Source organism: Flavipsychrobacter sp. (genome assembly GCA_041392855.1).
GTDB lineage: Bacteria > Bacteroidota > Bacteroidia > Chitinophagales > Chitinophagaceae > UBA5543.
In genome coordinates, this window is record JAWKLD010000001.1 from 657,608 (window position 1) to 682,389 (window position 24,782).

A 24,782-nucleotide genomic window follows, 5' to 3' on the forward strand; every position below is an offset into this window, starting at 1 on the left:
TATTGCCACCCTGCATTACTATTCTCATTACGCCTCCCCATGAGGGACAAAGTCCGATTTAGCATATTTTTCATAGCTGGTATTATTATTCTCTTTGTTATTTTGAGATAACTCAAATGCGGAACGACCAAGTACATCACATGCTAACCGCTTTACATCTTCTGGTATGTAATCATCATAGTCTATACTTTTATTAGGGAATTTGAGTACAAACTCTTTTTTTATATGTAAGTACTCTAGTATTTCCTTAGCAAATGACGGGGTCAATTGTTTGATATAGTAGTTGTTTAATCTTTCAATTTTTCGGTTCCATTCATTAATTAGAAACTTATGTCTAAAAAAACTAAAAGCTGTCATTATACTATCTGCATAGAGAATGATAATTAGGTGTGCAACTAACGAGAAAATAAAAAAGACAACATCTGAAAGTGCATAATCGAATATTGCTTGAAACAAGGGTTCAGCTTCATCATATGCAATATCTGTTACTACCTTATGTCTAATGCCAACAGTTACCAGACCTATAATAACTAGTAATACTAAGTAAGGAGTACTTTTTTCAAAACTACTGCCACCTTCTCTTGAACGTATGCGTCGATTAACAATATAGCTAATAGTTAATTCAATAGTTACTAGTATAGGCGGTAGTATATATGTAAAGAATAGAGGTAGAGCTAGACGTAGGCAAATAAGCATTAGTGCCGTTTTTAATAGAAAGATATCAACTGTCACTGCGCCTGTAACTGCGAATAAGTACCCGAAGTAGGTAATAATACTATTACTATCTTGGCGTTTCGCCTCAAGGTCTGGATTAGCTTTACTGACTGAGCTAATTTTCTCTTTAAATTTCTCTACGTTTTGCTTGTTCTTAATACAACGACTACATACCTCAACTAGTCTTTCGATCTGTTTCGTTATCAGGTATTTTTCCTTTTCAGTATCCATAGTTTGAAGTTTTGTTAGTTAATGAATATGTCACTGCTTGTGACAACGATTGAAACTTAATAGGGATTAATTTCTCGAGAGCTGGAGTCGGCTTATCATGTGCATTTACTACAAGTAATGAGACATTGTGTGTAAGTCTGTTTACTACTCTGTGATTTGAGTCAAAACCATCAGAATTTAGAATGAGATATAGCTCTGCATCTTCAAGTCCGGTAAATGCTTTATCTGCAATTTGAATTGCAGTTACGAGATCTGTGTGCTGCGCATATGCCTGTACCGTATCACCCTTTTTGTTGACTACCATCTTCATGTACGGCGCTATAAATGTTTCCACCTGATTGTAGAATCTCTGTAGTCGTTTATTTCTATCGGCTATATATGCACTACTATCGTGCTTATACTGTTTCTTTGCGAGACGGTACTGCTTCATTAATACTTCTTCTTCGTATGGATTTACTCCCTCGGGAATTGTCAGGACAGGGTTAGTAAATGTTTTCATAGGTAGTTTTATACTAACCATTCTTTGCGCAGAATTACTATCAATTACATTAAAGAAGAGGTAGACATTTCTATTTATAATAGATTCGTATGGCTCTAGCTCTTGAGACGTAAGTATAACAACACCGTTTTCTTTATTACTACCACTGACATCTTGTAGAATATAAATAACGAGTGGAGGAAGAAGTGTTTTAGTCGTTATGTTCACATCGTGATTTCCATTTTTATCACTTTCAATACTCTTATTTTGTTTTGAGAGAAATATTGTGCCTCCAATGGAAAGGAGGATAAATAAGTAGAAAAGGTATTTCATTTTCTAAATGTTTTAATCGTTTAACATATTATTGATTCCACATTCAGGTTGACACAAAAAAGCCGAGATAACAAAAAGCTTGCTATCTCGGCTACATATAGTACCTTTGCTATCCCGCTAAACATTATGTTATAGTGGGTATAGCATTAACTATACTGTTCACGCTGGATAGCAGATGCTAAATCAATAGGAGCTTGTATTCTTTTCGAGAGGCATACAGGCTCTTCTTTTTTAGCACCAGTGGTATTGTCGGAGGTCTTATTCTTTTTAGTCTCATACTCGTGTATATTTTATTGATTAAGAAAAAATGTTTATGTTGTTCAACTCTAACTACACCGCCAGCTAAAACTAACGTGTACCAGTTCACACTTGAGGCAATACCTCTTTTATTACTTCACTACCAGACTTGTTTAATGGGAATTTATATCTCTAGTAATTTCACAGGGGGTGGATTATGCCAACTACCCCTGCGTAATTACATTTTTGGTTTACTAACCCATCATAGGCTTTAATATTTTGTAGGTGATATAATCCAAGCTTCACATTTTTATCGCGCTCACTTTTTATTGCGTCTTACTAACAATGATTGCAACATTGATATAGTAATTTACGAATATATTAAGTGTATAACAACTAAAAAATAAGCCCAACATTATTGTCGGGCTCGTTGCAATCATTGCAGCCTATGATATAAGTCGCAATTTCTTGTCACTGTTAAATAGCTAAGTATTTAATAGTGAAAATGATATATATAAATAACTTTTATTTGGAATAGTTTTTGCTTGTAGGGGATTGCTGCTACAAATATTTTTTTTCAGTGTAGCAGAATTGTAGTTTACCTGCAATGGTGCAGATGTCGTGTTGGTTAAACTAACCATGAAGTTTGATAGCAAAAGTTCAAGTTTATTTATCCTCTTATCCCTTAATATGCCCACTAACGTACAAAAAAAAGTTTAGGGGGACGAGCAAAATACGTTATTTATTCACTTCCAACAAAAAAACTTTACAAACTAAGTGTGCAAAAATCAATGATAGAGCCTACTTAGGCAAGTTATTTATGTTGCATTTGTGTTACTTATTCAATGTTTTAAAGAGTACATTTGTATAAACCAATTACAATTATAGCGACTAGAAAATAAACATATTATAAGATAAGCGTAGTTAGCTTCTTTTGCGGCAATCACCACATTACAATCGCAGTCGGAAGAATGATTTACTATGCGCCAAACGGGCGTGTAGTTCTTCGTATGAAACCGACAAGGGTTGTGGTGACCCGCCGCAGTGGAATACGACTAGGGCTCACGCCTATCTTTCTTATTTATCACATGCTATAGAGTCCTTAGCACATTTTTTATTGGATAATGATTTTAAAAGCGGCAAACACCACACAGCTTTTTAGACAGTTAATGTTTTGGTTACTATGTGTAGCTATAACAAACAACTCATTTGGACAAGACACTGTACTCACGAATCGTTCCTTTGATAAAGGAACTCAACTACTTTCACTCTCCTATGGCGTAATCACTCAAGCAAGCGGTATTGCTAAATCAATAGGGCAGAAAAAAGACTATTCCATTTTCGGCCCATTAAAATGGAGCTATGAAATAGGAGTAAGTGAAGACATCGGTGTCGCGCCTAAGCTCAATTATGCACATGTCATTGACAAGACATTTGACCCACAACTCTACTATGGAGCAGTCCATATAGGCGTTTTTGGCTATTACCATTTCGGAAGACTTATTAATGCTCCTAAAGTAGACCTCTTTGCAGGTGTAGGAGGATATATGGGTGTTGTCTTTACCGATAATGGGGGAAGTGGTAGTACAGATTATGCATCGAATGCCTTTCCTGCACTTTCATGTGGCGCACGATACTATCTAACCCATTCATTTGCCTTTTTTGCAGAAGTAGGTGCAATGAGGCAAAGTTTTGTGGATTTAGGTTTTACAATTAAGGTTAAGTAATTCTATCATTTTAAAAACAACTACAATGAATAAGGTATATATCTATGCAGTGCTATTATTTATGGCATGCGCATGCAATAAAACAGAGAAAAAATCTACTGTTGACGTAAATCAATACAAAGAAATACTTACTAAATCTTTGTGGAGTCTTGATGATATTAACTGGAGAATATATGATGACAAAGGAAATGAAACCATACAGTATAGTAAGTACAGTATCTCCATGTGTACTCTAGTTGATTATTATAAATTTAGTGACTCTGTAATATACGTACCTAATGATGCAGAACGTGGGGTAGGGTGTGACAGCATTCCTCCTGTGTCTGGTGAATATGAAATTAGTACAGACGGCAAACGTTTTAAAACATCGTTTATGTATAAGTATCCTGATAGTATGTTTGTCTTTGATGTATTAGAACTATCTAACACTCGATTTCATGTAAAGACTAATCCAAAGGATAGTGTGTATAATAGACGAAATGAAATAGAATTTGTGTTTGTTCGATAAAAGCATTTGTCTGCTAGTGCAGTATTCTTATTAGTGACTATTCCGCCTCTGGCTTCACAGTCACAGGAAAATAGGCACTTTTTCGTCATTCTGCAAGAAGTACGCCACACGTTTTGTGTGTCATGCTTCTTGCTTTTTCATTTCCTCAATGCGTCGCAGTGCTCAGTATTTCATACTGAAATCCCTTTACTGCTTATTGATAGAGCGAGCCTTGAGCTACAAGTCTGCTCTCCGCTAAGCTCTGCTATTAGCCACGCTTATACCTTCGGTATGCAAGCGAGCGTAGCTCCGTTGAGTGCAGTATTTGCATTACATGCTTTTCATCCTGCACCCATCCTTGTTTGCTCGCAACCTCAATTACTGCACAGGCTCCGTGCATTCGGTTCGTATGGCTCGCTTATTAGATTTTAGTAACGAATAATGTAGTTTAAATTTTTAAATATATTTTTTATTTTTGAATAACACCATAATCTTATATCATGAAAATCATCCTCAAATATACTTACACAAACAATGCACAAGTACACATGTAGGCATCTACTTACTATAAATTTTAATACTATTTTTTACCTAAAAAACCAATATTATGAACAAAATTATGTCATTAAATTATAGAACTTTTTTATACTCTATATTTCTGATATTGTTAAGTACAACTTTTTTTAACACTACAGTAAATGCAACAATAACGGAGTCTGCTCCGGGATTTTTTGAATTTGATAATGAACCTTTAGATTTAGGACCTTGTACATATTATATTAATGGTTATATCGACATTAACGATGGGTCGTATAACCTCATAGTAATATCATACAATTGTAATAAAAAATATAAGTTTCAAGGATTTGTAACATATACACCACCTTCTGGAGGTGGAACTACTGGTGGCAGTTATACCCTAAGTAGTGTGGAAGCTTATGAAATTCTTCCTGACGAAACTGAAGTTTCAATAGATCCAACAACTATCAGTGATTATGTAGATATTATGGATTTTTCTGTTTTCTCAGTATATGAGTAAATAATAACAATTATATAGATGCCTTTATAGCCCCAAAATATGGGGCTATTTTATTTTTTGTTCTTTATTTAGAATAAACAGGGAAAGATGTAAACCTATAAATCAGTGAAACCATATAATAACTACCTATTCTATTAACAGAAATATCTTCATAGTAGTTGTCATTAATGTTACGTTGTACAGTTGGGTAGTTATTGAATATATCGTATGCTTGAAGACTGATGAATAGTCCGTTAATTTTTTTGAACTCTTTGTACAAAGATGTATTTACTAAGAAAAACTCTTGTTCAAAAGATTGGTTTAGACCATTATTTACAATATATGAAAGGTCATATTCCCATTTAATATTAAAAGGTAAATGGAAAGTTCCTTGTTGAGATAGGCTATGTGTTTGCAATAGGTTATTAGTACTATTTGTTGTTATTGTTTTATTCCAATTATAGCCATAGCGTATATTGCCTTCATAGATGTCATCTGAAAGGTAGTTAAGGTATATGTTGGGTGTTACGGTATAGTTCTTTCTCTTCTGTATTATATTATTGATGATATTGACGTTGTTTTGCCAACTGCTGGAGATACTTGTCGTAAATCTTAGTTTCTTTTTAATAATAGAGGTGGTCTTATTAATACCTAAAGTAAAAGAATAATTACCATCTGCATTGATAGGTGTTGTCTCCCTTTTACTATTCGTAATCACTACGTTATTGATTATTTTTTGATTGTACCAACTACTACGCAGATATATATTCGTGTTACCACCTGATAAGTTATAATTTCTATAATTAAGGGTTATGTTATTGCTGATTTCAGGTTTAAGGTTGGGGTTGCCCGTAAATATATTCAAGCTATCAGTATAGTCAGGGATGGGCTGTAATTGACTGAGGTTAGGAGCATTAATACGACCATTGTAGCCAAAACTAATATTTCTTTTTTTAGTCATTTTGTATTGTAAATGTAAACGAGGTGCATAATTAACACCTTGTTGAGAAATGTTGTTTTGGTTATTATGCTCATCTTTTGTAGTCCTATTATAGGGCAGTAACTGAAACGCTAAAGAGCCATATAGTTTGTTTTTTGAATACTGATAACTAAGCCCTAATGTGTTTTCATTGTTGCTATTGTTATAGTTCCTGCTTTGCGTAGTGTCAAAAGCTGTCATACCATTGTTGTCTACCAAAACTTCTCTCTGATTAGAGGCCATAGTATAGTTATTGCAATAATCAAGAGATACCATACTGGACGAGCCTACAGGCTCATTATATTTAATGCCGATATGAGTAGCTACATTATTGCTTCTAGTTTGAGCCGTGTTAGATACATTGGTGTTTGAAGAGGATATGAGGTATTCATTTTTGTTTTCATTGTTAATGATACCTTTAGATACTCCATAATTTGCATTTACACTCACAATAAGTGTTCTTTTTTCCTTAGCAAATGCCTTCATTATTGTATTATTCCATCTAATATTAGCCTTAGTGTCATAACTGTTGACTAGAGAAATTCTTTGAAAATCTATTTGCTCTTGCTGGTTTTGATATGTAATGTCTTTACTATTACTGCTAGCATCTTTTTCTTGATAGTCCATTGATAGGTAGGAGCGTATTTTAAGTCTTTTACTAATATCCCAGTTGCTTCTAATATTTACCCTATGACTATTGTTTGTACTTATTGAACGTTGACTTTGTTCTTGTAGTAGCAAACTGTCATTTTGTAAATAGGTGGTTCTAAAAGAGGAGCGGTATAATGTATTTTTATTGGTATTAAAATTATAACCACCACTTAACTTCCATTTAGGGGTTACATCTTTGGAAAAGTTAATTGTGGCTTTTCGGCTATCTTTTACACCTGGAGAGTTCCAAGAGTCATTACTGGTACTCTCTATATTAGAGATGCCAGTATTGTTAGCTCCAATAATGGTTGTTAATCTTAGACCATCCTTAGACATATAATTGCCGAATAGTCCAATATGGTATCTATCCTTTGTTCCATACCCTCCAGTGGCTCGCCCATATATACCATCTTTGTACTTTTTCTTAAACTGTAGATTGATAACTTTTTCCTCTGTGGGTTCTTTTCTGCCACTAAATATAGCATCTTCACTATGATAATCTGCAACTTGTATTTTCTCTAAGATTTCAGCGGGTAGATTTTTAGTGATCGAAGTAAGGTCTTCTGTATCATACTCTTTACCATTAATGTATATTCTGGTAACAGTTTTACCATTGATAGTAATAGTGCCATCTCTACTTACTTCAACCCCGGGCAACCTTTTTAAAACGTCTTCTGCTGTTGCTAATGGGTCTTTATAAAAGGAGTCTACTCTGTAGCTGATGGTATCATTGTTTACTTTAATAGCAGTTTTGGCACTTATAATAATTTCACTAATCTGGAGAGTGTCATTGAAGATAGATTTTGAGGAATCTATTTGACAATAAGCTTTTGCTGTAACAACAGAAAAAATAAATAGTAGCAAAAATTTCAATGTTCAATTATACTAGATTATACAAATTACACTATTTGCGTATGATAAATTAGCTTTTGATTCATATGCAATGATATCATAGACAAAAAAGCATTAACAATTATTCTATTTTAAAAGTTCTTATTTTTTTGTTTAAATCTTATATTAGATAATTCATTTATTCTAAATAAACCTTTTATGAAAAAACTAGAAAATTTAAATCAAAGTAAATTTGAAACATTTAAAGATGCAAAAATTAATAATCTACACATGGTTATTGGAGGACTACCAATGGTTAAATCATCAGGTACTAATCCTCCACGACATGATGTAGCTGAACTTACAGCTGGAGGAGCTAATCATGATGGGGTGCCTGGTGATGGTACCGCTGATGATTGGGGTGAAACTAAATGGTACCCAGGCTTCATAGATATTACAAAAGCAGTTGAACATACTCATACTGGAGAAATTGAGGAATTGCCAAGTGCAGGATATGTATACGATGATACAGATGCAGTATCTGGAAATATAAGTAGTGCTACTTATTAAAATGAGCTTTACTTACAACTATTACCATAAGGTTATAACTTTATGGTAATAGTTGTATAAACTTTAACAACTTTTTTGTTTTGTCTTCCTGGCTTCCATTTTGGCATACTTTCTACTATTGTAATGGCTTCATTATTTAACTCTTGACTAGCATTTGATGAGATTATTTTAGGATATAGAACGCTCCCTGTTTCGTCAATAATAACTTTTAAAACAATTTTTTTTAAAGCATCATTTTCTTGAGCATTATACTTCTTTTTGATATGTTCCTGAATATATGTATCTATATTACCATTGAATCTTGGCATGTTGTCAACATAAGTAAAAACAATAGCGTTAACATTGGTGTCTATTTGAGAAAAGGCAATTTTATTTAATGATAAAATGCAAATTAAAGACAATGTAAAAAACTTACATGTATGTTTAAACATGATGATTTTTTTTTCTGTATATTACATATATTATAAACTTAAACCTAAAGTATGAAAAAATTAGAAAAGCTAAGCTCTAGTAACTTTAACAAGTTTAAAGATGCAGAAATTGAAAATCTACACATGGTTATAGGCGGTAGGTTATATGTTATGTCGACTAGATCAGAGTCACATCCTGTTCATGCACATGATGTAGCCGATCTTACAGCTGGTGGAAGTTCTTACAATGGTGTCCCTGGTGACGGTACCGCTGATGATTGGGGTGAGGCGTCTTGGTACCCAGGAAATGTAGATTTAGGTAAGGTTCTTGAACATGATCATCCAGGAGAGACTACAATATCTCTTGGCTCGGGTCTAGATTACGAAGCATATGATCCATTTACCGGTGTGGTAGGTTCTTATACGACTTAAGTGTATTTCTAGTCTATATGAATGATTTATATTTGAATCATTCATATAGACGTTAAATAGTTTTATTTATCTTATTATCATGTTTTTAATCTCAAGAATCCTGGTCAGTTTTAGACTCTTTCTTTTTTTCTTTGCATTTTTAATTTGCTCAAGTGCTTACTCCCAAGTGACGTCAGAGGAAAAGGCGATTTTACAATCTCGTAAAAAATCATTTTTAGAATATCTTGACAAGAATCAAAATTTAAAAGGTACTTTCCCCTACAGTAACATAGCACAAAATCTAGCTATTGTTTACTCAATACTTGACCAAAAAGATTCAACGTTTTATTACCTTTTCTATTCATTTGAAGATTACAAACCCGAGACTTTAGGCTTTGATGAAGTTATCAACCCTGCATTATTAGGAGAGTACACGCTGCAAAAATGGCAAAACTCTAAAGATTGGGAAGAATTGAAAAATAAAATATTTGATAAGTATAAATATAAAGCACGAAATGTCCGGTATCGTAATATTGAACATGAGCTACTTCTTAGAAAAGGTGCTGACCAATCTATTCGTGGTTATTTATGGATGATTAAATCCGATAGTATTGCAAGAAAGAAAGTATCTGAGATAGATAAACTGAACTACTTATACGTTAAATCTGTAATAGATTCTATCGGTTTTCCAACAATTTCTATGGTAGGTGCATCAGCTTCAAATGCAGCATTTTTATTATGCCAACATTCTGATGAAGATGTTTTTTTTCAGAAAAAGGTTTTACAGAGTATGCTTAAAAATTCTGACGATATTAAAAGTTATTACATTGCTTATTTGTCTGACAGAATATTAGTCAAGGAAAAAGGATATCAACTATATGGCACTCAGTATAATCCTAAATTTAAAGGAAAATTATATCCCATAATAGACTCGCAGAGAGTTAATATTCGTAGAGATTCTCTAGGGTTGCCAAGGATTAAAATGCAACGAAAGTAAATAGTTTTTAATGATATTGATTTTGTCTCAACCATGGGATCGCTCAACAGATCAAGTAATTGATTGGATTGAGTATTTGTCACCCGATTCAAAAGTAGTTAGGATTAACCCTTCTAATACTATTTTAGATGTTGAAATTAATATAAATGATTCCGAAGTTAGCTTTATATTCAAAACCGATTGTCAAACTGTTCGATCAGATGATATTAGTTCATTTTGGTTTCGCAGAGGGGAGTTCTCATTTCATTTTCCAAAATTCATTTCACATGAATCTGATGTAGATAAAAATGCCCTGTACGAGCATTTAAGAGCTGAATTGGGTAAAATAAATCACTTTATTAACTCGTGTTTGTCAAAAAAAAATCATATTAATTTAGTAAGTGATAATTTTATTAATAAATTAATTGCACTAGAATCTGCAAAAAAAGTAGGCCTGAATATACCGTCTACATATATTTCGACCAATAACAAAGATTTATATAGTCGTTTATCAAAACAACCTCATATAACAAAAGCTATATCTGAAATGATACGATTTAATCATAATGATATATCATATTCTACTGGTACTAACAGGGTATTTCCTTTAGAAATTTCTAATAGGACGAATACTAGTAGTCATGCTTCTCTTCTGCAGCATGAAATTATTAAAGAAATAGAGTTACGTGTATTTTATGTACATGGTGATATATTCACAATGGCAATATTTTCGCAAAAGAATAAAAAGACTAAATTAGATTATAGGAATTACGATACAGCAAATATGAATAGAATGATTCCATACAAGCTACCTTCTATTATTGATAAAAAAGTGAAACAACTATTTTTAGATATGAATATAACTAGTGGGTCTGCTGACTTAATATACAGCAAGAATGGAAAATATGTTTTTTTAGAAATAAATCCTGTTGGACAATTTAGCATGGTTTCATATCCTTGTAACTATTATCTTGAAAAATATATTGCTGAACTTCTAATCAAAAGCAATGGAAAGAGAAATAACTAAATTGACTTCAATATTATCAGAATCTGTTGAGTTTTCTGCATTACCCATATATTATAGTTATTTAGGCGCCATAATTGATGAAGATGGATTAAAGAATAAGGATTTACATCCCAAGAAGCTTTCTATAATAAGGCACAATACTTATGACTATCTTCCGTATGAGTTTTATAAACCTGTATCAAGAGTGTTTTAATGTCGGAGAATAACAACGTTTTACTGCTGTCCTCAGACTGTATCCCAGTTAAAGGGATTAAGAGGGCAATAATATATGATCTTAGTAAAAAGAAATATCATTTAATCCCTAATGATTTGTACGATATCTTGGTAGATATAAACGGCAAAACCAAAAATCAACTTTATAATACCTACGGAGATGATAATAAAATTGTTCTAGATGAATACTTTACTTTTCTAGAGGATAACGATATTCTACTAACTATTGATAAGGGAATACTTAAAAATTTTCCAAAAATTGATCTCACTTGGGATTTTCCTGGTGATATCTCAAATGCCGTAATCGACTTCGACACTAAACCTAATTTTAATGTAGATTCTGTAATTGATGAGTTAGAAAAGTTAGGTTGCTTTATTGTTGAATTAAGGTTTTTCTACTCTGTTAGTCTGTCTGACTTAGTTGCTTTGATTGATAAATTCGAAGGTAAAGACATAAAGCGTGTTCAGCTAATTCTAAAACATAGTCCATTATATAATATAGAAGAATTAGACAAGGTTATACAAGGGTGTAGCCGTATATCAAGGGTGTTTATTTATAATATACCAGAAGAGAATAAGAAGACTTATAGTTTGACAAAATCTGGTAAGATTATTTGTTTAGAATCATCACATATTTCAGAAAAAAGCTGCGGCGTAATAAATCCTTCTATGCATGCTGTAAACTTATCATTATTTACAGAATCAATAAACTTTAATAGTTGTTTGAATAGAAAAATTGCAATAGATAGAAATGGCGATATAAAAAATTGTCCAAGTATGGCTAAAGCATATGGAAATATAAATGATGTTAGTCTAATGCAAGTTCTTAAAGAATCTGACTTTAAAGACAAATGGGCGATTACTAAAGATAAAATTGATACTTGTAAAAGATGTGAATTTAGGTATGCGTGTACTGATTGTAGAGCATATTTAAATAACCCCAATGATGATTATAGCAAGCCATTAAAGTGTGGATATAATCCTGAAACTTGTGAATGGGAAGAATGGTCTTCAAATCCCCTGAAACAAAAAACAATAGAACATTACGGTCTAGGGTTATTAATGAAATGAAGAAATTCCCTACATACATTCAACGGGATGTGATGGACTGCGGCCCTTCATGTTTGAAAATCATTTCTGAATACTATGGTAGGAACTTTTCAATAGATAAGTTAAGGCAATTAGCGTCAACTGGAAAGTTAGGAAGTACTTTTTTGGGATTGAGTAATGCTGCAGAAGCGCTTGGTTTTAGGACTATGGCGGTGAAAATTAGTTTTAATAGATTACGTAAAGAGGCAGATTTGCCAGTCATTGTACACTGGAATCAAGTTCATTATGTTGTTGTATATGCAATATCTAATACTAAGGTGTATGTATCAGATCCAGGATATGGTTTAGATTCTTATTCTCATGAAGCCTTTATCAAAAATTGGATAGGGGGAAACTCAACACAAGATACTATAGATGGTATTGTATTGTTATTTGAATTGACACCAGGTTTTTTCGAAACAAAAGAGCTTGAAGACAAAAGTACCGCACAAAAGGATTTGCGATTTCTATTACACTACATAAGACCGCATAGAAAATATTTATTACAAGTATTTGTTGGGCTAATCTGCGGAAGTTTATTAACTATTATATTTCCATTTCTCACACAATCATTAATTGATATTGGAATAGGCGATAAAAATATAAGATTTGTATGGTTAATAATGATTGCACAACTTACTATTTCTTTCAGTCAGACTTTGTTGGATATTATCAGAAGCTGGTTGATGTTACATGTTAATAAGAGAATGTCAATAAGGTTGATATCTGATTTTTTTGCAAAAATCATGAAGCTGCCTATTAGTTTTTTTGATACCAAATTGACAGGTGATATAATGCAGAGAATTGGTGATCATTCTAGGATCCAATCTTTCCTGACAGGAACATCTTTAAGTACAATTTTTTCAATGTTTACTGCTATAGTTTATAGTTGGCTACTAATATACTATAGCATTACACTTTTTTTAGTCTCTTTAGTTGGTAGCATAATATATCTATTATGGATTACATTTTTTTAAAAAAGGAGAAAAAAATTGGACTACAAAAGGTTTGGCCATTCATCGGAGCTGAATAGCAAAGTTTTTGAATTAGTATCAGGAATGCAAGAATTAAAACTTCATAATGCTGAGCAAAATAAAAGGTGGCAATGGGAGCATATACAACTTAAACTATATCAAATTAGTATAGAGTCATTGTCTCTAGAGCAAATGCAAGGAATAGGCTCAAGAGTTATTAATAATGTAAAGAATATCATTATAACTGTTATTTCTGCCAAGCTGGTTATAGATGGTAATTTAACGTTAGGAATGATGGTTGCTGTAACTTTTATTATTGGACAATTAAATAGACCCTTAGTTGACTTAATTAATCTTGTAAGAAAATGGCAAGACACTAAAATTAGCCTAAGTAGAATAAATGAAATACATCTGAAAAAAGATGAAATAGAATATGCTATTAGCTCAAATGATGAGATGCCAATTAGCGATATACCCAAAGAGATTTCAATTACATTGAAAGATGTAAGCTTTAAGTATAACAATATGTCTACGAATGTATTAGCTAATATTAATTTAGTAATACCATATAATAAAGTAACTGCAATAGTTGGAACAAGCGGTGGAGGGAAAAGCACATTTGTAAAACTTTTAATGGGTAGTTATATGCCAACCTCTGGTGAAATATTAATTAATGATAAAATTAATTTAAGAAAAATTAATTTGAAAGAGTGGAGAAATACTTTTGGAGTAGTTATGCAAGAAGGCTTTTTATTTAATGATAGCTTTTTAGGGAATATAGCTGTAGGTGAAGATTTACCTAACCTCGATAAGGTTATAAATGCAGCTAAAATTGCCAACATTCACAGTCATATTATGACCACACCTCGAGAATACAGAACTAAAATAGGCAATGAAGGAGTGCCTATAAGTACAGGCGAGAAACAAAGAGTTTTGATTGCGAGAGCAATATATAAGAACCCTGACATTCTATTTCTTGATGAGGCAACATCCTCTCTTGATGCCAATAATGAAAAAGATATCATGGAAAAGTTGAATGATTTTTATAGCAACAAAACTGTTGTTGTAATTGCTCATAGATTAAGTACTATTAAAAATGCTGACAATATTGTTGTATTAGATAAAGGTGAAATTGTAGAACAAGGAAGTCATAATGAACTAATTAAACAAGGAGGATATTATTTTAGATTAGTAGACAAACAACTATAACTAATAATGTAAATAATTGAGTACATAATATGTCGTATTCTATTGAAACAAAAGAAATGTTGTCAAAAACTCCAAACAAATTCTTGATTTGGGGTAATATTTCTATTTTATTAGTGCTATTTGTCTTTTTTTTAGTGACTAATGTAATTAGTTATGGAGAAAAAGTGACTTTTCCCGTAATAATCAGTGCTTACCCAAAGATTAGCAAGTACAAACCTCATGCTGGCTCCAAGCTTAAACAGATATTATTTAGTAACTGTGACCATATCGATAGTGGTGAGCTTGTAGCTATTTTTTGTGATGATTTTACATATGAAAATATAGTGTATGTGAAGAAGTGCTTGGACAGTTTTAGATGGAAGACTATGCATGAAAAAGTTTCTATTTCAGATAGCCTGTATTTTCTTGATTCATTAGAAGGTAAAAGTGAATTGTTTTTTAACCTAAAAAAGTTGGTTTTTTTATTGAAACGTTACTCTAATATTTCGAAAAGGGATAATTATCAGTTAAAAGACAAAACAGAAGAGACTATTATTAGAATAAATATGGGTATTATTTCTTGGGAAAAAAAGAATTTATATAGAGCGCCATATTCTGGTAGAATAGTCTTTTTTAACCCAATAAACGACAATAATCAGGGCAGGGAATCTGAAATTATGCTTGGTGTAATTCCTGATAAATATTATTACATTTCTAGAATTGAAGTCCCTAATCAATTATTCAAAAGTGCAAGTTTTGGAAAAGTAATAAATATAGAATTGGATGAATATGATGCAAGCGAATATGGTTTTATAACAGGAGAAGTAGTTATGGTTGATAGTATGTTGTATGATTCCTCTTCTTTAAATCATAAGTCAATCTTTGTTAAGATACCTAAAGATTTCTCACTAAAAAAGAGTGAGATATCTTTCCCATATCAATCTAAATTTGTAGGTAGTATAAGTATATCGACAGCAGACGTATCTATATTTGAAAGAGTTTGGAATAGCGTGGTGCATAATTAAATGAAATTGCATTTTATAATAATTCATATAAATATGACTCCTCCTACATATTTATCATTCAAACTGTTATACTTTAAATTAGTACTATTGTTACTAATGTTTTCTGTTAGTTAGAAGTGTTATTAATTTGATAGTAGATAATCTAAATTTATATTACTTTTTAAGTATGAAAATGGATATTGAAATAAAATCAATACCCATTTAATAAAGTATTCAATAAGCAGATAATATACCTACCTATTGTAGATTTCACAGTCTTTATTTAAGATCTATACGTTCTTCATTGAGTACATAATCCACCGCCTTTTGAGCTTGAGAACTGGCAGAGAGAATGAATCGTCTGTCATTCTTCAATACTTTTAGCCAGCCTTGGATATAGGCAGCCGATTGCTCGAATTCATCTTCAATATCACATAGAGACTGTAAGTAGCAAGAACCAATCTCAGCCACCAATTCCTCATGAGAGTAGTTATTAATCCCAAACTCTGACATTTCGATTAAGTTTTTACGATTACATCTAGAATGATGACCAGTAGCATGAATAATTTCATGTAGCAATGTTGAGTAGTACGCATTATCACTCACAAAACTGTTCTGCTTCGGCATATTCACATAGTCCTTAAGGGGATTATAATAGGCTTTCGGTTCTTTGTGATATACCTTAGGAGCATTAGGCATGCCTTTCAATATATCTTCCACTTGAGTATTAGTGTGTACTTTTTCTCTTGCTTTAGGGAGATATTCTTTGGGTATCCCTTCACATTGAGCAATGTTGAACACGGTATAGTAGCGGAGTATCGGAGCTTTCCTTTTTGAGTTTTCCTCTTCGGTTTCTTCCTCATCTGGGAAGTTCCAAAAGACAACTATTTGTGGATGTTCTTCCGGTTTAATGCTTCCACCAATCTCTTTTAACTGTTTAGAAGTTAAAAAAAGGTTATGCTCATAGCCATACATAGCCAACAACATTATGTTGATCCCTCTGTATGGTCTTTTAGAGAGGAGATTAGTAGGAACACCGCCACCGATCCAAGGCTTACGCCATGGAACAGTGCCTTGTTCTAATTGTTCTACGATCTTTTCAGTGACGATTGCGTACACGTCTTTGCGTGGCTTGGTTTGTACTGCCATTGTAAATGATTTAATTGTTAAAGAATGAATGTCACAGTAAGTGTATGTGTAATAAAGGGTGGGGGATAGTCATGTAATTTGGTTACTAAAAAAGCTACCTATGAGGGTAGCTTTTCGTGTTAGCCTTGATTTCTATAATAGCCATCAATGAGTGCAATTGCTTCAAACATTTTTATGTAATACTCAGCTCTTGTTTGTCGTTCTGTTTCGCAGTGTCGCTTTAAATGTGGGTATTTTTCTAGTGTCAAATTAATTACTCCAACCTTTTGCGAACTGTTTTTTGACAAGTCTAATTTCTCAAGTGAATATGGAATAAATGAGACACCTTTCTTTTTGGTTATTGCCTTTATTTCATTAATGAGTTGATATACCTCTTTCGTGCAGTACGTAGGATGGGGCTCTTTACTGATAACGGTTTGAATGGGGTATGTATTTAAGACGTGAGCAAATGCCTGTAAGATTTTTTTCTGCTTCTTTTTTGACCATTTGTCTCTAAATGCTTTTATACGCCAATCTATTAACTCTCCTTTGTGGAACACTGCATATCCCATAAAGCGAGTGCCTATACTTACTCCGAGCGTGGTGTCCATTTTGGTTCAACAAGATTATTGTATATCGCACCGCGAGATACTCTGATTGTATGTTCTGGTTTTGCTAATGCTTTTCTGAGGCATTCTCTTAAATGGCTTTCAGGATATTTAGCTACCATATCTCTATGCCATTGTATTGAGTGCATATCATTTAATGCTTGGGCTATTTCAAGGGCTAGTTGTTCTTGTTCTTTTGTAAGGTACATGATGAATACACGTTTTAGGGTTGTTAAAACGTCTCACACAAATAGATAAATGTGTGGATAAGGAACTATACGTAACGTTTGTATGTATAAACGTATGCGTACGTTATGAGTTAGGGAGGCAAATGTTTTTGTGGTATTTCCAATTGACGATTTTCAATCTCAGGCAGGAGTTCTTTACGAATGTTTACAAAGATGTCATCAACTAGTCGCTTACAAACGATTGAAATTGCAATGGCATTTTTAAGACTTGGTATGCTTTCTCCTTTTTCCCATTGGGAGATGCGTACAGAACTTTTTAAACCAATGAGGTGTGCTAATTGTGTTTGTGAGAAACCCATGCTTTCTCTTGCTTCCCTTAGACGATTGACGTTTACTTTAATATTGCTCATGTATAAACGATAGCAAGTAGGTGGTAATATAATAGGGAGGTGAATTTGCTATAAAGGGCAAAAAGTAGGGTAGTAATGTGGAAAAGAGATAGAATAGTTTAGAAATTGTTTATCTATTGCTAATTAAGTACTACATAAAATAGGGTGATTTTCACCTATATATTACAAAGAAAACGTATTTTCTTTGTTTTAATCTAATCGAACTTCTTGATGTTAGTTGTTAAATAACATAGAGTAGAGGTATTATTTATAAAAATGTTAGTAACGATGCCTAATTATTCAGAACAAATAATTGCAAACTGGACAAACCCAGCTAGTAATACAGAAGAGGAAAAGCTTTCTAATGCTGAACGAATGGTTAGAGAAGCTCTTACTGCAGACGATACGTTGCGTCAGAAGTCTATAGAAGTTTTTGGTCAAGGGTCATATGCGAATAATACCAATGTAAGATTAAATAGCGATATAGATATTAATGCTTGTTACAAAGACGGTTTTTATTATGATTTGCCAAATGAGGCTACACGTGAAGATTATGAGATTACACCTACTGAATACACATTCTCTCAATATAAAAATGATGTAGAGAGGGCTCTGGTAAATAAGTTTGGTAGAGATCAAGTTGTACGAAAGAATAAATGCTTAAGAGTGTTAGGTAATTCATATAGAACAGAGACTGATGTAGTCCCGACTTGGGAGTATAGACGATACTCCCAAAAAAGTTCATATGTTACAGGTGTATGTTTCTTTTCTGATGAAGGAAAAAAGATAACTAGTTACCCCAAACAACATATTACAAATGGAAGAACTAAAAATACTAATACATATAGACGTTTTAAAAGTCTTGTTCGTATATATAAGAAGGTAAGATACCATATGATTGATAATGGTGAGATTGTTAACCCTGCTATATCATCATTTTTGCTTGAATGCCTTGTATGGAATGTACCAAATTCAATATTTACCAACAATGATTCGTGGACTGCTCGTTTGCGTGAGTCAATTGTTTATTTATATAATCAAACAAAGGTACAAGATACCTGTAAAGATTGGGGTGAAGTTTCTGAACTATTATATCTATTTTATGATGGGAGGAAATGGACATATCAGGATGTAAATGAACATCTTGTCAAAATGTGGAATTATATTGGTTATCAGTAACAATAACTATGAACTTTAAATATTTTCATTCAGGACGACTTATAGTATTCATACTAATATTAGCACTAGTATTTCAACCTATTTCAAATAAACTTGAAGCTTGGGTTAGTAAATATGAGTACCTCTCTAGTATTGCTACTTACATTGATGTTTTTTCAACACTGGGTTTAATTTCTCTCACATTCGCTTTTATCAATTATATTGGATGGAAGTGGAAGATATTTCAATGGCTTATTAATGTTCCTAACTTAAGAGGGCGTTATAAAGGGAAATTAATGTCAAGCTATACCGATAATGCTGGTAATAATACGGAGAAAGATTGCGTAATAGAAATAACGCAAACTGCATCATCTATCAATATCCATAGCTATTATGGTGATGCTCATACAGGTCAAGTTACATCTCAGTCTTTTTCTTCTTTAGTTGAAATTGTAAAAGATACAAACGGTCACTTCCTATTGTATTATGTGTTTTCAAATGAACCGGAACCCTTATCTCCAGACTTGTTTGATCATAGTGGGACTTCTCGATTGAAGTATTTAACAGACAGTAAAAATCTCGTTGGCGAGTATTATAATAAAAGGTTAAATAGAGGTAGCATAAATGTGGTCTTCAAGCAGAAAAAGTTACTTGGTTGCCTATATTCATAGGTTATTATAAGGTGTATTTGTTTTGCTTAACTCTTTGATTTGTTATCAAATTCAATATATATACTAATCTTATTAACACAAGAGTTTAGTTTGGTTCGAATAGCGTCCCATAGTCCCCGCACAATGGGACAAATAATCGAATATGGGCTTTTTACATTGCTATATATGCTTTGTTTCAGTTCGAACACTCCTATAGGGGAGATGCGACGATATTTGAATTTTTCAAGCGGTTGATAGCATTCTGCCTTATGAATTAAGAGTTTTTTGTCTTTATATGTCCAGTTCGAACAAGAAAGACTACTGGCAATTTTTCGCCTAGTATCTGAGTCTCCTTTAATAAATTTACTATAAGCGTAGACTGAGAAAAGTAGCACATCATTTACTGATACATGTTTTTTATTTATTGTAGCTTGATTCTCTTTTAGATAGGTCTTCAGACGCAGTAAATCAGCCTCTAAGCGATTTTTTTCTTTACTAAAGACTTCATCATCAATTAAACCTTTAAGACGTATCTGTAAGAGATTGTCTATTTGTTGTTGTGTTTGTTTTATGGTATCTAACTTTGATTGCTCAATAGCGTCCTGTTTAGTGGAAGTTTGGGGTTTTAGTTTTTGCAATACTTTTTTGAGATAGGGGAGCCAATCTGGATGGAGTGTAATACAAGCTAGCTCTTTTATCACTGTTTCTTCAATAATCTCTTCAGAAATGTAGCCTTTTTGAGTACACTTATTCTTCTTTGCATTTAGACAGTAGTAATAGACATAGGGCTTATGTATTTTTGTTGCTTTGATGAACTTGGTCTTATAAGTTGCTGTTAATTGCTTCCCACATTCAGCACAATTGATTAGCCCAGTATAGGTGTACTTGTGATTATTACCACCTCTACGCCTGTTATTTCCTAATAGCATTTGTACTCTTTCGTATTGTTCTATTGTAATCATGGGGGTATGATTTCCTTGTGTGGTTTGTCCTGCATATTCAAAAAGCCCTGTGTAGAATATATCGTTGAACATCCGGTATAAAGCACTCCGAGACATGGGGTTACCACCCCTTGAACCTTTTATAGGTGTTCTAAAACCCCATTCCTTGTTCAGTGTACTTAGTATTTGACTTGGTAGATAATTACCGGTTAGCATTAACTCCCAACATTTTTTGATAATAGGAAATCGTTTAGGGTCTTTTTTAATATAGTTATCACCGTGGTTACTATTTTTTGTATTTAAATAGCCAACAGGGGCTATACCCGGATACCATCCCTGTTTTACTTTATTTTTAAGTCCACGTCTTACAGCTTTACTTAAGTCACGGACATATTGGTTAGCCATGCTGGCTTCTACTGCAAGGAGTAAGGCATTGTCATCAGGTAGATGGTTTCTTTCAGGAGTGAAAATAGAGGAGATTGTACCATTTTGTAAAAGCCATTGCACCATGCCAAAATCGTGAGGGTTTCTGAAAAGTCTGTTAGTATGCCAGACTAAAATGCCATTTGCCTCTCCCTTTTTAATGCGCTCTATCATCTCAGTAAAACCTTGTCGAATAAAAGGTTCTTTAGCTGATTTGGATTCGGCAATAATATCAACTATATCAATATCGTTTCTGTCCGCTAATTCTTGCAAAACTGCAATTTGATTGTTGATGGATTGCATCTGCTTTTCATCAGATTCTGATGATTTTCTGGCATAAAGGAAATATTTAGCTTTACTTTTTTTAATGGTCATAGCAAATTATAAAAACCCGAAAGGGATAGCCTGTTGGTTAGTCTTTTAAAGGACTGAGGGCTACCCCTTACGGGTCTCTAAGAAATCCTCAATATTAAACTAACCAACATCATTATTCTATCGTTTTGTATAAGTTCTCGTCAATAGGAGATAGACCTAATTCTTTACGATGAGTATGTACAAGCTTTATATCGTCTGCTGTTAATGGGGCATAGACGGTATCAACAACGGTAAGTAAGCGTATTAATAAAGCATATGCTGCGTCTTTAGCTATATTCTTGCCTTCTAATAAATAGTATTGCTTTTGGAAACCTGCTATATGTATTTCTGTTACATCCACAGAAGTACTATGCTTGAATTTGTAATGAAAAAATAGACAGGTAATCTTTGTATTTGTAACATTATTTCTTGTCTATATGAAGTAGTAATACAAAGTTATGCTCTATACATGCATGAAGACTTTACTCCCATAGGCATAACGAACTATAGAAATGCAAATCAGAAGTTTGGTATTAAGTCATCTGATAAACAGAGACACTTATATTTTTTAGGTTCATCGGGCTCGGGAAAAACTACTTTACTACATAACATGGCATTAGATGATATAACAAAAGGGGAGGGAGTAGCTGTATTAGACCCTCATGCAGAACTAGCAGCAAACATTATCTCCCACATACCTAATCATCGAAAACAAGACCTCATATATTTCAATCCTGTAGATACAAAAAGTGACGTATTCTTTAATCCTCTACATGATGTACCAAAACAACTGCACCATATCGTCACATCAGGACTTATAGCTTCCTTTAAAAAGATATGGGCAGATAGTTGGGGCGTCAGAATGGAATATATACTACGTTACTCCATACTTACACTGCTTAACTACCCACTAGCCACACTACTAGATATACATACACTGCTCACAAAAAGAGAGTTTAGAGTCCATGTACTCAACTATTTAACCGATGAGCATATCTGTGCCTTTTGGGAACAAGAATTTGATACCTATACCCCAAAGTTTAGAGCAGAAGTAATAGCACCGATACTCAATAAAATGGGAGTATTGCGAGCTAGTGAACCTCTAAGACGAGTGTTAGGCCATCAGACAAACACGCTTAACATTAAAACCATTATGGATACTCGTAAAATCCTCATTTGTAACCTCTCAAAAGGAGAATTAGGAGAAGAAACCACAGCTATATTAGGAGGTATGCTAATCACTGCTATGCAGAATACGGCACTAGCACGAGCTAATCAGCCAAGAACAGAACGCATCCCCTTTAACCTCTATGCAGATGAAATACACGTGTATATTAATTCCGTCATCTGTAATATGTTGGCAGAGTGCTTTAAGTTCAAATTGACACTACATATAGCCCATCAATACATAGAGCAATTAGAAGAACCGATTAGAAATGCCATATTTGGTAATGTTGGTAGTATCATAGTCTTTAGAGTAGGAGCTACTGATGCAGAATATTTGGCTAAAGAATTTTATCCAGTGTTTAAAGAACAAGACTTTGTTAATCTCCCTCGTTACCACATTTACTTAAAACTCATGATAGACGGCACTACTTCACAACCATTTAGTGCCACTACCTTACCGCCTGTTGCATAATCTTTGTGTCTACCCAAACAATACATCTCCTGTCACTTACACCTTTTCCTACACTAAACTAGGTTCGTTTACTACAGAGGCAAACAATGCTATTCCATATTCCTATTTGTCTCCTTGCCACACTTCTCCTTTACATCGCTTCGGAAAAGAGCTCATTCCGGTAAACATATTATTTAATCGTCTAAAAACAGACACAAAAAGAAAAGTTATGAGTACAACAGCAGTAAAGAAGAATCAAAGAAATGGTGTAGATACTAAAGCACCTAAAGTACAAGTTCCACAGACTAAGCCAGTACCTACTGCCAAACAAGAGGCTAAACCACTAACTCTTGAAGAGCGAATACAGAAGGTAGATGAATTAAAGTCATTGACTGAGAAGAGACATAGGACGATAACTACCTTACATGGTTTACGTTCCTTCAACTTCGGAAGTGATGATAGCTGTGTATTAGTTATTAGTGATAGTCAGGGACACAAGTTTCAGACAGGGAATACTAACCTAGTGACCTTACTAAAAGACCACTTGGAAGTATTACTGAATGATAAAGTATCGGCTTTGGATGATGAGATAATGGGATTTAAGATGTAATGAAGTATAGCTTTAAGCCCTCCAAGTAACTCTTGGAGGGCTTTTTGTTTAGTAAGATAAGTGTAAACAACTCCTTCAAGCTAATATTTTGTACATAACGTGGAAAATCTCACAAGCCTTGAGCACCATTTATCAGTATAATTGACCCCTAAATGCGTTGATAATCAATTGAAATGGTGGTCATGCTCACACGGAATTTGTTGCTCAAGGCAAAATAATGTCCAGTCAGGGACACAAGTTTCAAATAGGGAATACTAACCTAGTGACTTTATTAAAAGACCATTTAGAAGTATTACTGAATGATAAGGTTTCTGTCTTAGACGATAAAATACTAGATATTGTAGTTTAATAATGTTTCATAAAATACCCTTTGCAGAATAGATATGCAAAGGGTATTTTCATATTTTAACCATATTATTCACTAAGTTGTTTCTTATGTGTATATAGAATAAATAACGATAATATAGTTGCCGTCACCAATGTTGCAGGTAGTGTGCCTAAATCCAGTCCCCCTTTTGCTAGTGGTTTTGTTAATAAGTCACCAAATGTTGCGCCAAATGGACGAGTGAATATAAAGGCAATCCAGAATAATAACACTTGATTTACTTTTGCAAATTGATGAACTAAGAATACTATTACAATAACCCCAGCTGTTGCTAAAGCACTTGTTAGGTAACTTAATCCTATATTGTCACTTAAAAAGTCCCCAAACGCTGTTCCTAAGCTGTTTGAAAATAATACTGCTACCCAATATAATACTTCAATTTTTAAGAGATAAATAGGATATACAGTTAGCTTTTTGTCATTTTTATACCAAATTATTAGAGTTGATAAGAGTAATGTTAATAATATTAGTGAGCCGTATAAATATCCAAGACCTAATGTTCTATCCATAAAATCAGATATTTCAGTTCCAACTGTTGTCGTACTTACAATTACTACCCAATATAAGTATGGGTAAAGTTGTTTAGTTTTAAGTTGTATGAATAATACAACGAGGAAGAATGTGGCAGTGATTCCTAAACTTACTAAATAGCCTAAGTTAAATGTCATTGACAATAAGTCACCAAGGGTTTCTCCTAAAGTTGTAGCCAGTATTTTCATAATCCAAAAAAATACTGTTACTCGTATAACTTTATTTTGATTAATCATTTTTCAATTTTTTAT

General features: G+C 33.2%; 26 protein-coding genes and 1 pseudogene. 16 read left to right on the plus strand and 11 right to left on the minus strand.

The window, feature by feature from the left end:
- Positions 1–27 precede the first annotated feature (27 nt).
- Positions 28–945, minus strand: coding sequence for a hypothetical protein (locus tag R2800_03280; GenBank protein MEZ5016046.1), 918 nt, complete (start codon positions 943–945; stop codon positions 28–30).
- A complete protein-coding gene (locus R2800_03285) occupies positions 935–1,651 on the minus strand; it encodes a hypothetical protein (GenBank protein MEZ5016047.1) in 717 nt (238 codons plus the stop codon). The genes R2800_03280 and R2800_03285 overlap by 11 nt, the downstream gene beginning before the upstream one ends.
- A gap of 1,511 nt (positions 1,652–3,162) precedes the next feature.
- Here R2800_03285 and R2800_03290 point away from each other — a divergent pair.
- The 3 genes from R2800_03290 (at position 3,163) to R2800_03300 (ending at position 5,246) form a co-directional block, all read left to right on the plus strand.
- The gene (locus R2800_03290; protein MEZ5016048.1) at positions 3,163–3,720 is read left to right on the plus strand and encodes a hypothetical protein; all 558 of its coding nucleotides are present in this window, start codon (positions 3,163–3,165) and stop codon (positions 3,718–3,720) included.
- Positions 3,721–3,745: 25 nt separating this feature from the next.
- Positions 3,746–4,228: a hypothetical protein gene (locus R2800_03295; protein ID MEZ5016049.1), complete on the plus strand. Its 483-nt coding sequence runs from the start codon at positions 3,746–3,748 to the stop codon at positions 4,226–4,228.
- Between the two features lie 586 nt (positions 4,229–4,814).
- Entirely contained in the window at positions 4,815–5,246 is a 432-nt protein-coding gene (locus R2800_03300) for a hypothetical protein (protein ID MEZ5016050.1), read from the plus strand.
- 64 nt (positions 5,247–5,310) lie between these two features.
- Here R2800_03300 and R2800_03305 read toward each other — a convergent pair whose 3' ends face one another.
- Positions 5,311–7,719, minus strand: coding sequence for an outer membrane beta-barrel protein (locus R2800_03305; GenBank protein MEZ5016051.1), 2,409 nt, complete (start codon positions 7,717–7,719; stop codon positions 5,311–5,313).
- Between the two features lie 186 nt (positions 7,720–7,905).
- Here R2800_03305 and R2800_03310 point away from each other — a divergent pair, with 186 nt between their 5' ends.
- Positions 7,906–8,256: a hypothetical protein gene (locus R2800_03310; protein ID MEZ5016052.1), complete on the plus strand. Its 351-nt coding sequence runs from the start codon at positions 7,906–7,908 to the stop codon at positions 8,254–8,256.
- A gap of 32 nt (positions 8,257–8,288) precedes the next feature.
- On the opposite strand, the gene R2800_03315 is transcribed toward R2800_03310, so the two are convergent.
- Positions 8,289–8,687, minus strand: a complete 399-nt coding sequence (locus R2800_03315; protein ID MEZ5016053.1) for an energy transducer TonB — start codon at positions 8,685–8,687, stop codon at positions 8,289–8,291.
- A gap of 150 nt (positions 8,688–8,837) precedes the next feature.
- On the opposite strand from R2800_03315, the gene R2800_03320 reads away from it, so the two are divergent.
- From R2800_03320 to R2800_03355, 8 genes and pseudogenes are all read left to right on the plus strand, one after another.
- A complete protein-coding gene (locus R2800_03320; protein ID MEZ5016054.1) occupies positions 8,838–9,098 on the plus strand; it encodes a hypothetical protein in 261 nt (86 codons plus the stop codon).
- Positions 9,099–9,177: 79 nt separating this feature from the next.
- Positions 9,178–10,074: a DUF6624 domain-containing protein gene (locus R2800_03325; GenBank protein MEZ5016055.1), complete on the plus strand. Its 897-nt coding sequence runs from the start codon at positions 9,178–9,180 to the stop codon at positions 10,072–10,074.
- A 10-nt stretch (positions 10,075–10,084) separates the two neighbouring features.
- Positions 10,085–11,080: a grasp-with-spasm system ATP-grasp peptide maturase gene (gene gwsG, locus R2800_03330; protein MEZ5016056.1), complete on the plus strand. Its 996-nt coding sequence runs from the start codon at positions 10,085–10,087 to the stop codon at positions 11,078–11,080.
- Positions 11,061–11,273, plus strand: a complete 213-nt coding sequence (locus tag R2800_03335) for a hypothetical protein (protein ID MEZ5016057.1) — start codon at positions 11,061–11,063, stop codon at positions 11,271–11,273. Before gwsG ends, R2800_03335 begins: the two co-directional genes overlap by 20 nt.
- Positions 11,273–12,364: a grasp-with-spasm system SPASM domain peptide maturase gene (gene gwsS, locus R2800_03340; GenBank protein MEZ5016058.1), complete on the plus strand. Its 1,092-nt coding sequence runs from the start codon at positions 11,273–11,275 to the stop codon at positions 12,362–12,364. Before R2800_03335 ends, gwsS begins: the two co-directional genes overlap by 1 nt.
- Positions 12,361–13,683, plus strand: a pseudogene (locus tag R2800_03345) (cysteine peptidase family C39 domain-containing protein). The gene gwsS and the pseudogene R2800_03345 overlap by 4 nt, the downstream one beginning before the upstream one ends.
- A 198-nt stretch (positions 13,684–13,881) precedes the next feature.
- The gene (locus R2800_03350) at positions 13,882–14,565 is read left to right on the plus strand and encodes an ATP-binding cassette domain-containing protein (protein MEZ5016059.1); all 684 of its coding nucleotides are present in this window, start codon (positions 13,882–13,884) and stop codon (positions 14,563–14,565) included.
- Positions 14,566–14,594: 29 nt separating this feature from the next.
- Positions 14,595–15,569 (plus strand): hypothetical protein, encoded by a 975-nt coding sequence (locus R2800_03355; protein MEZ5016060.1) that lies wholly within the window; start codon positions 14,595–14,597, stop codon positions 15,567–15,569.
- 258 nt (positions 15,570–15,827) lie between these two features.
- Here R2800_03355 and R2800_03360 read toward each other — a convergent pair whose 3' ends face one another.
- The 4 genes from R2800_03360 to R2800_03375 form a co-directional block, all read right to left on the minus strand.
- Positions 15,828–16,697 carry a zincin-like metallopeptidase domain-containing protein gene (locus R2800_03360; protein MEZ5016061.1) on the minus strand — a complete coding sequence of 290 codons (870 nt, stop codon included), beginning with the start codon at positions 16,695–16,697 and terminating at the stop codon, positions 15,828–15,830.
- Between the two features lie 119 nt (positions 16,698–16,816).
- Positions 16,817–17,248, minus strand: coding sequence for a hypothetical protein (locus R2800_03365; GenBank protein MEZ5016062.1), 432 nt, complete (start codon positions 17,246–17,248; stop codon positions 16,817–16,819).
- Positions 17,249–17,265: 17 nt separating this feature from the next.
- Entirely contained in the window at positions 17,266–17,493 is a 228-nt protein-coding gene (locus tag R2800_03370; protein MEZ5016063.1) for a hypothetical protein, read from the minus strand.
- A gap of 110 nt (positions 17,494–17,603) precedes the next feature.
- Complete coding sequence (locus R2800_03375) at positions 17,604–17,882, minus strand: helix-turn-helix transcriptional regulator (protein MEZ5016064.1); 279 nt, start codon at positions 17,880–17,882, stop codon at positions 17,604–17,606.
- A gap of 267 nt (positions 17,883–18,149) precedes the next feature.
- On the opposite strand from R2800_03375, the gene R2800_03380 reads away from it, so the two are divergent.
- Complete coding sequence (locus R2800_03380; protein MEZ5016065.1) at positions 18,150–19,040, plus strand: nucleotidyltransferase; 891 nt, start codon at positions 18,150–18,152, stop codon at positions 19,038–19,040.
- Between the two features lie 8 nt (positions 19,041–19,048).
- Positions 19,049–19,690 (plus strand): hypothetical protein, encoded by a 642-nt coding sequence (locus R2800_03385; protein ID MEZ5016066.1) that lies wholly within the window; start codon positions 19,049–19,051, stop codon positions 19,688–19,690.
- Between the two features lie 26 nt (positions 19,691–19,716).
- On the opposite strand, the gene R2800_03390 is transcribed toward R2800_03385, so the two are convergent.
- Both R2800_03390 and R2800_03395 read right to left on the minus strand, forming a co-directional pair.
- Positions 19,717–21,408 (minus strand): recombinase family protein, encoded by a 1,692-nt coding sequence (locus R2800_03390; GenBank protein MEZ5016067.1) that lies wholly within the window; start codon positions 21,406–21,408, stop codon positions 19,717–19,719.
- 112 nt (positions 21,409–21,520) lie between these two features.
- On the minus strand, positions 21,521–21,748 hold the full coding sequence (locus R2800_03395; protein MEZ5016068.1) for a hypothetical protein: 228 nt from the start codon (positions 21,746–21,748) through the stop codon (positions 21,521–21,523).
- A gap of 108 nt (positions 21,749–21,856) precedes the next feature.
- Between R2800_03395 and R2800_03400 the strand changes: the two genes are divergently transcribed.
- Together R2800_03400 and R2800_03405 are read left to right on the plus strand one after the other, a co-directional pair.
- Positions 21,857–23,026, plus strand: coding sequence for a type IV secretion system DNA-binding domain-containing protein (locus tag R2800_03400; GenBank protein ID MEZ5016069.1), 1,170 nt, complete (start codon positions 21,857–21,859; stop codon positions 23,024–23,026).
- A 208-nt stretch (positions 23,027–23,234) separates the two neighbouring features.
- Positions 23,235–23,615, plus strand: a complete 381-nt coding sequence (locus R2800_03405; protein MEZ5016070.1) for a hypothetical protein — start codon at positions 23,235–23,237, stop codon at positions 23,613–23,615.
- A gap of 414 nt (positions 23,616–24,029) precedes the next feature.
- Here the strand turns inward: R2800_03405 and R2800_03410 are convergent, their stop codons facing one another.
- On the minus strand, positions 24,030–24,767 hold the full coding sequence (locus tag R2800_03410) for a hypothetical protein (GenBank protein ID MEZ5016071.1): 738 nt from the start codon (positions 24,765–24,767) through the stop codon (positions 24,030–24,032).
- Between the last annotated feature and the right edge of the window lie 15 nt (positions 24,768–24,782).

Bases quoted from the DNA above. Each gene is read 5' to 3' on its own strand.
- R2800_03365 (MEZ5016062.1), bottom strand. From the start codon at position 17,248: ATGGGATATGCAGTGTTCCACAAAGGAGAGTTAATAGATTGGCGTATA.
- R2800_03390 (MEZ5016067.1), bottom strand. From the start codon at position 21,408: ATGACCATTAAAAAAAGTAAAGCTAAATATTTCCTTTATGCCAGAAAA.
- R2800_03375 (MEZ5016064.1), bottom strand. From the start codon at position 17,882: ATGAGCAATATTAAAGTAAACGTCAATCGTCTAAGGGAAGCAAGAGAA.
- R2800_03320 (MEZ5016054.1), top strand. From the start codon at position 8,838: ATGTCGACTAGATCAGAGTCACATCCTGTTCATGCACATGATGTAGCC.
- R2800_03350 (MEZ5016059.1), top strand. From the start codon at position 13,882: ATGTCTACGAATGTATTAGCTAATATTAATTTAGTAATACCATATAAT.
- R2800_03315 (MEZ5016053.1), bottom strand. From the start codon at position 8,687: ATGTTTAAACATACATGTAAGTTTTTTACATTGTCTTTAATTTGCATT.
- R2800_03295 (MEZ5016049.1), top strand. From the start codon at position 3,746: ATGAATAAGGTATATATCTATGCAGTGCTATTATTTATGGCATGCGCA.
- R2800_03370 (MEZ5016063.1), bottom strand. From the start codon at position 17,493: ATGTACCTTACAAAAGAACAAGAACAACTAGCCCTTGAAATAGCCCAA.
- R2800_03385 (MEZ5016066.1), top strand. From the start codon at position 19,049: ATGAACTTTAAATATTTTCATTCAGGACGACTTATAGTATTCATACTA.
- R2800_03290 (MEZ5016048.1), top strand. From the start codon at position 3,163: ATGTTTTGGTTACTATGTGTAGCTATAACAAACAACTCATTTGGACAA.
- R2800_03380 (MEZ5016065.1), top strand. From the start codon at position 18,150: ATGCCTAATTATTCAGAACAAATAATTGCAAACTGGACAAACCCAGCT.
- R2800_03360 (MEZ5016061.1), bottom strand. From the start codon at position 16,697: ATGGCAGTACAAACCAAGCCACGCAAAGACGTGTACGCAATCGTCACT.
- R2800_03410 (MEZ5016071.1), bottom strand. From the start codon at position 24,767: ATGATTAATCAAAATAAAGTTATACGAGTAACAGTATTTTTTTGGATT.
- R2800_03300 (MEZ5016050.1), top strand. From the start codon at position 4,815: ATGAACAAAATTATGTCATTAAATTATAGAACTTTTTTATACTCTATA.
- R2800_03310 (MEZ5016052.1), top strand. From the start codon at position 7,906: ATGAAAAAACTAGAAAATTTAAATCAAAGTAAATTTGAAACATTTAAA.
- R2800_03400 (MEZ5016069.1), top strand. From the start codon at position 21,857: ATGCATGAAGACTTTACTCCCATAGGCATAACGAACTATAGAAATGCA.
- R2800_03280 (MEZ5016046.1), bottom strand. From the start codon at position 945: ATGGATACTGAAAAGGAAAAATACCTGATAACGAAACAGATCGAAAGA.
- R2800_03335 (MEZ5016057.1), top strand. From the start codon at position 11,061: ATGGAAAGAGAAATAACTAAATTGACTTCAATATTATCAGAATCTGTT.
- R2800_03325 (MEZ5016055.1), top strand. From the start codon at position 9,178: ATGTTTTTAATCTCAAGAATCCTGGTCAGTTTTAGACTCTTTCTTTTT.
- R2800_03355 (MEZ5016060.1), top strand. From the start codon at position 14,595: ATGTCGTATTCTATTGAAACAAAAGAAATGTTGTCAAAAACTCCAAAC.
- gwsG (MEZ5016056.1), top strand. From the start codon at position 10,085: ATGATATTGATTTTGTCTCAACCATGGGATCGCTCAACAGATCAAGTA.
- R2800_03405 (MEZ5016070.1), top strand. From the start codon at position 23,235: ATGAGTACAACAGCAGTAAAGAAGAATCAAAGAAATGGTGTAGATACT.
- gwsS (MEZ5016058.1), top strand. From the start codon at position 11,273: ATGTCGGAGAATAACAACGTTTTACTGCTGTCCTCAGACTGTATCCCA.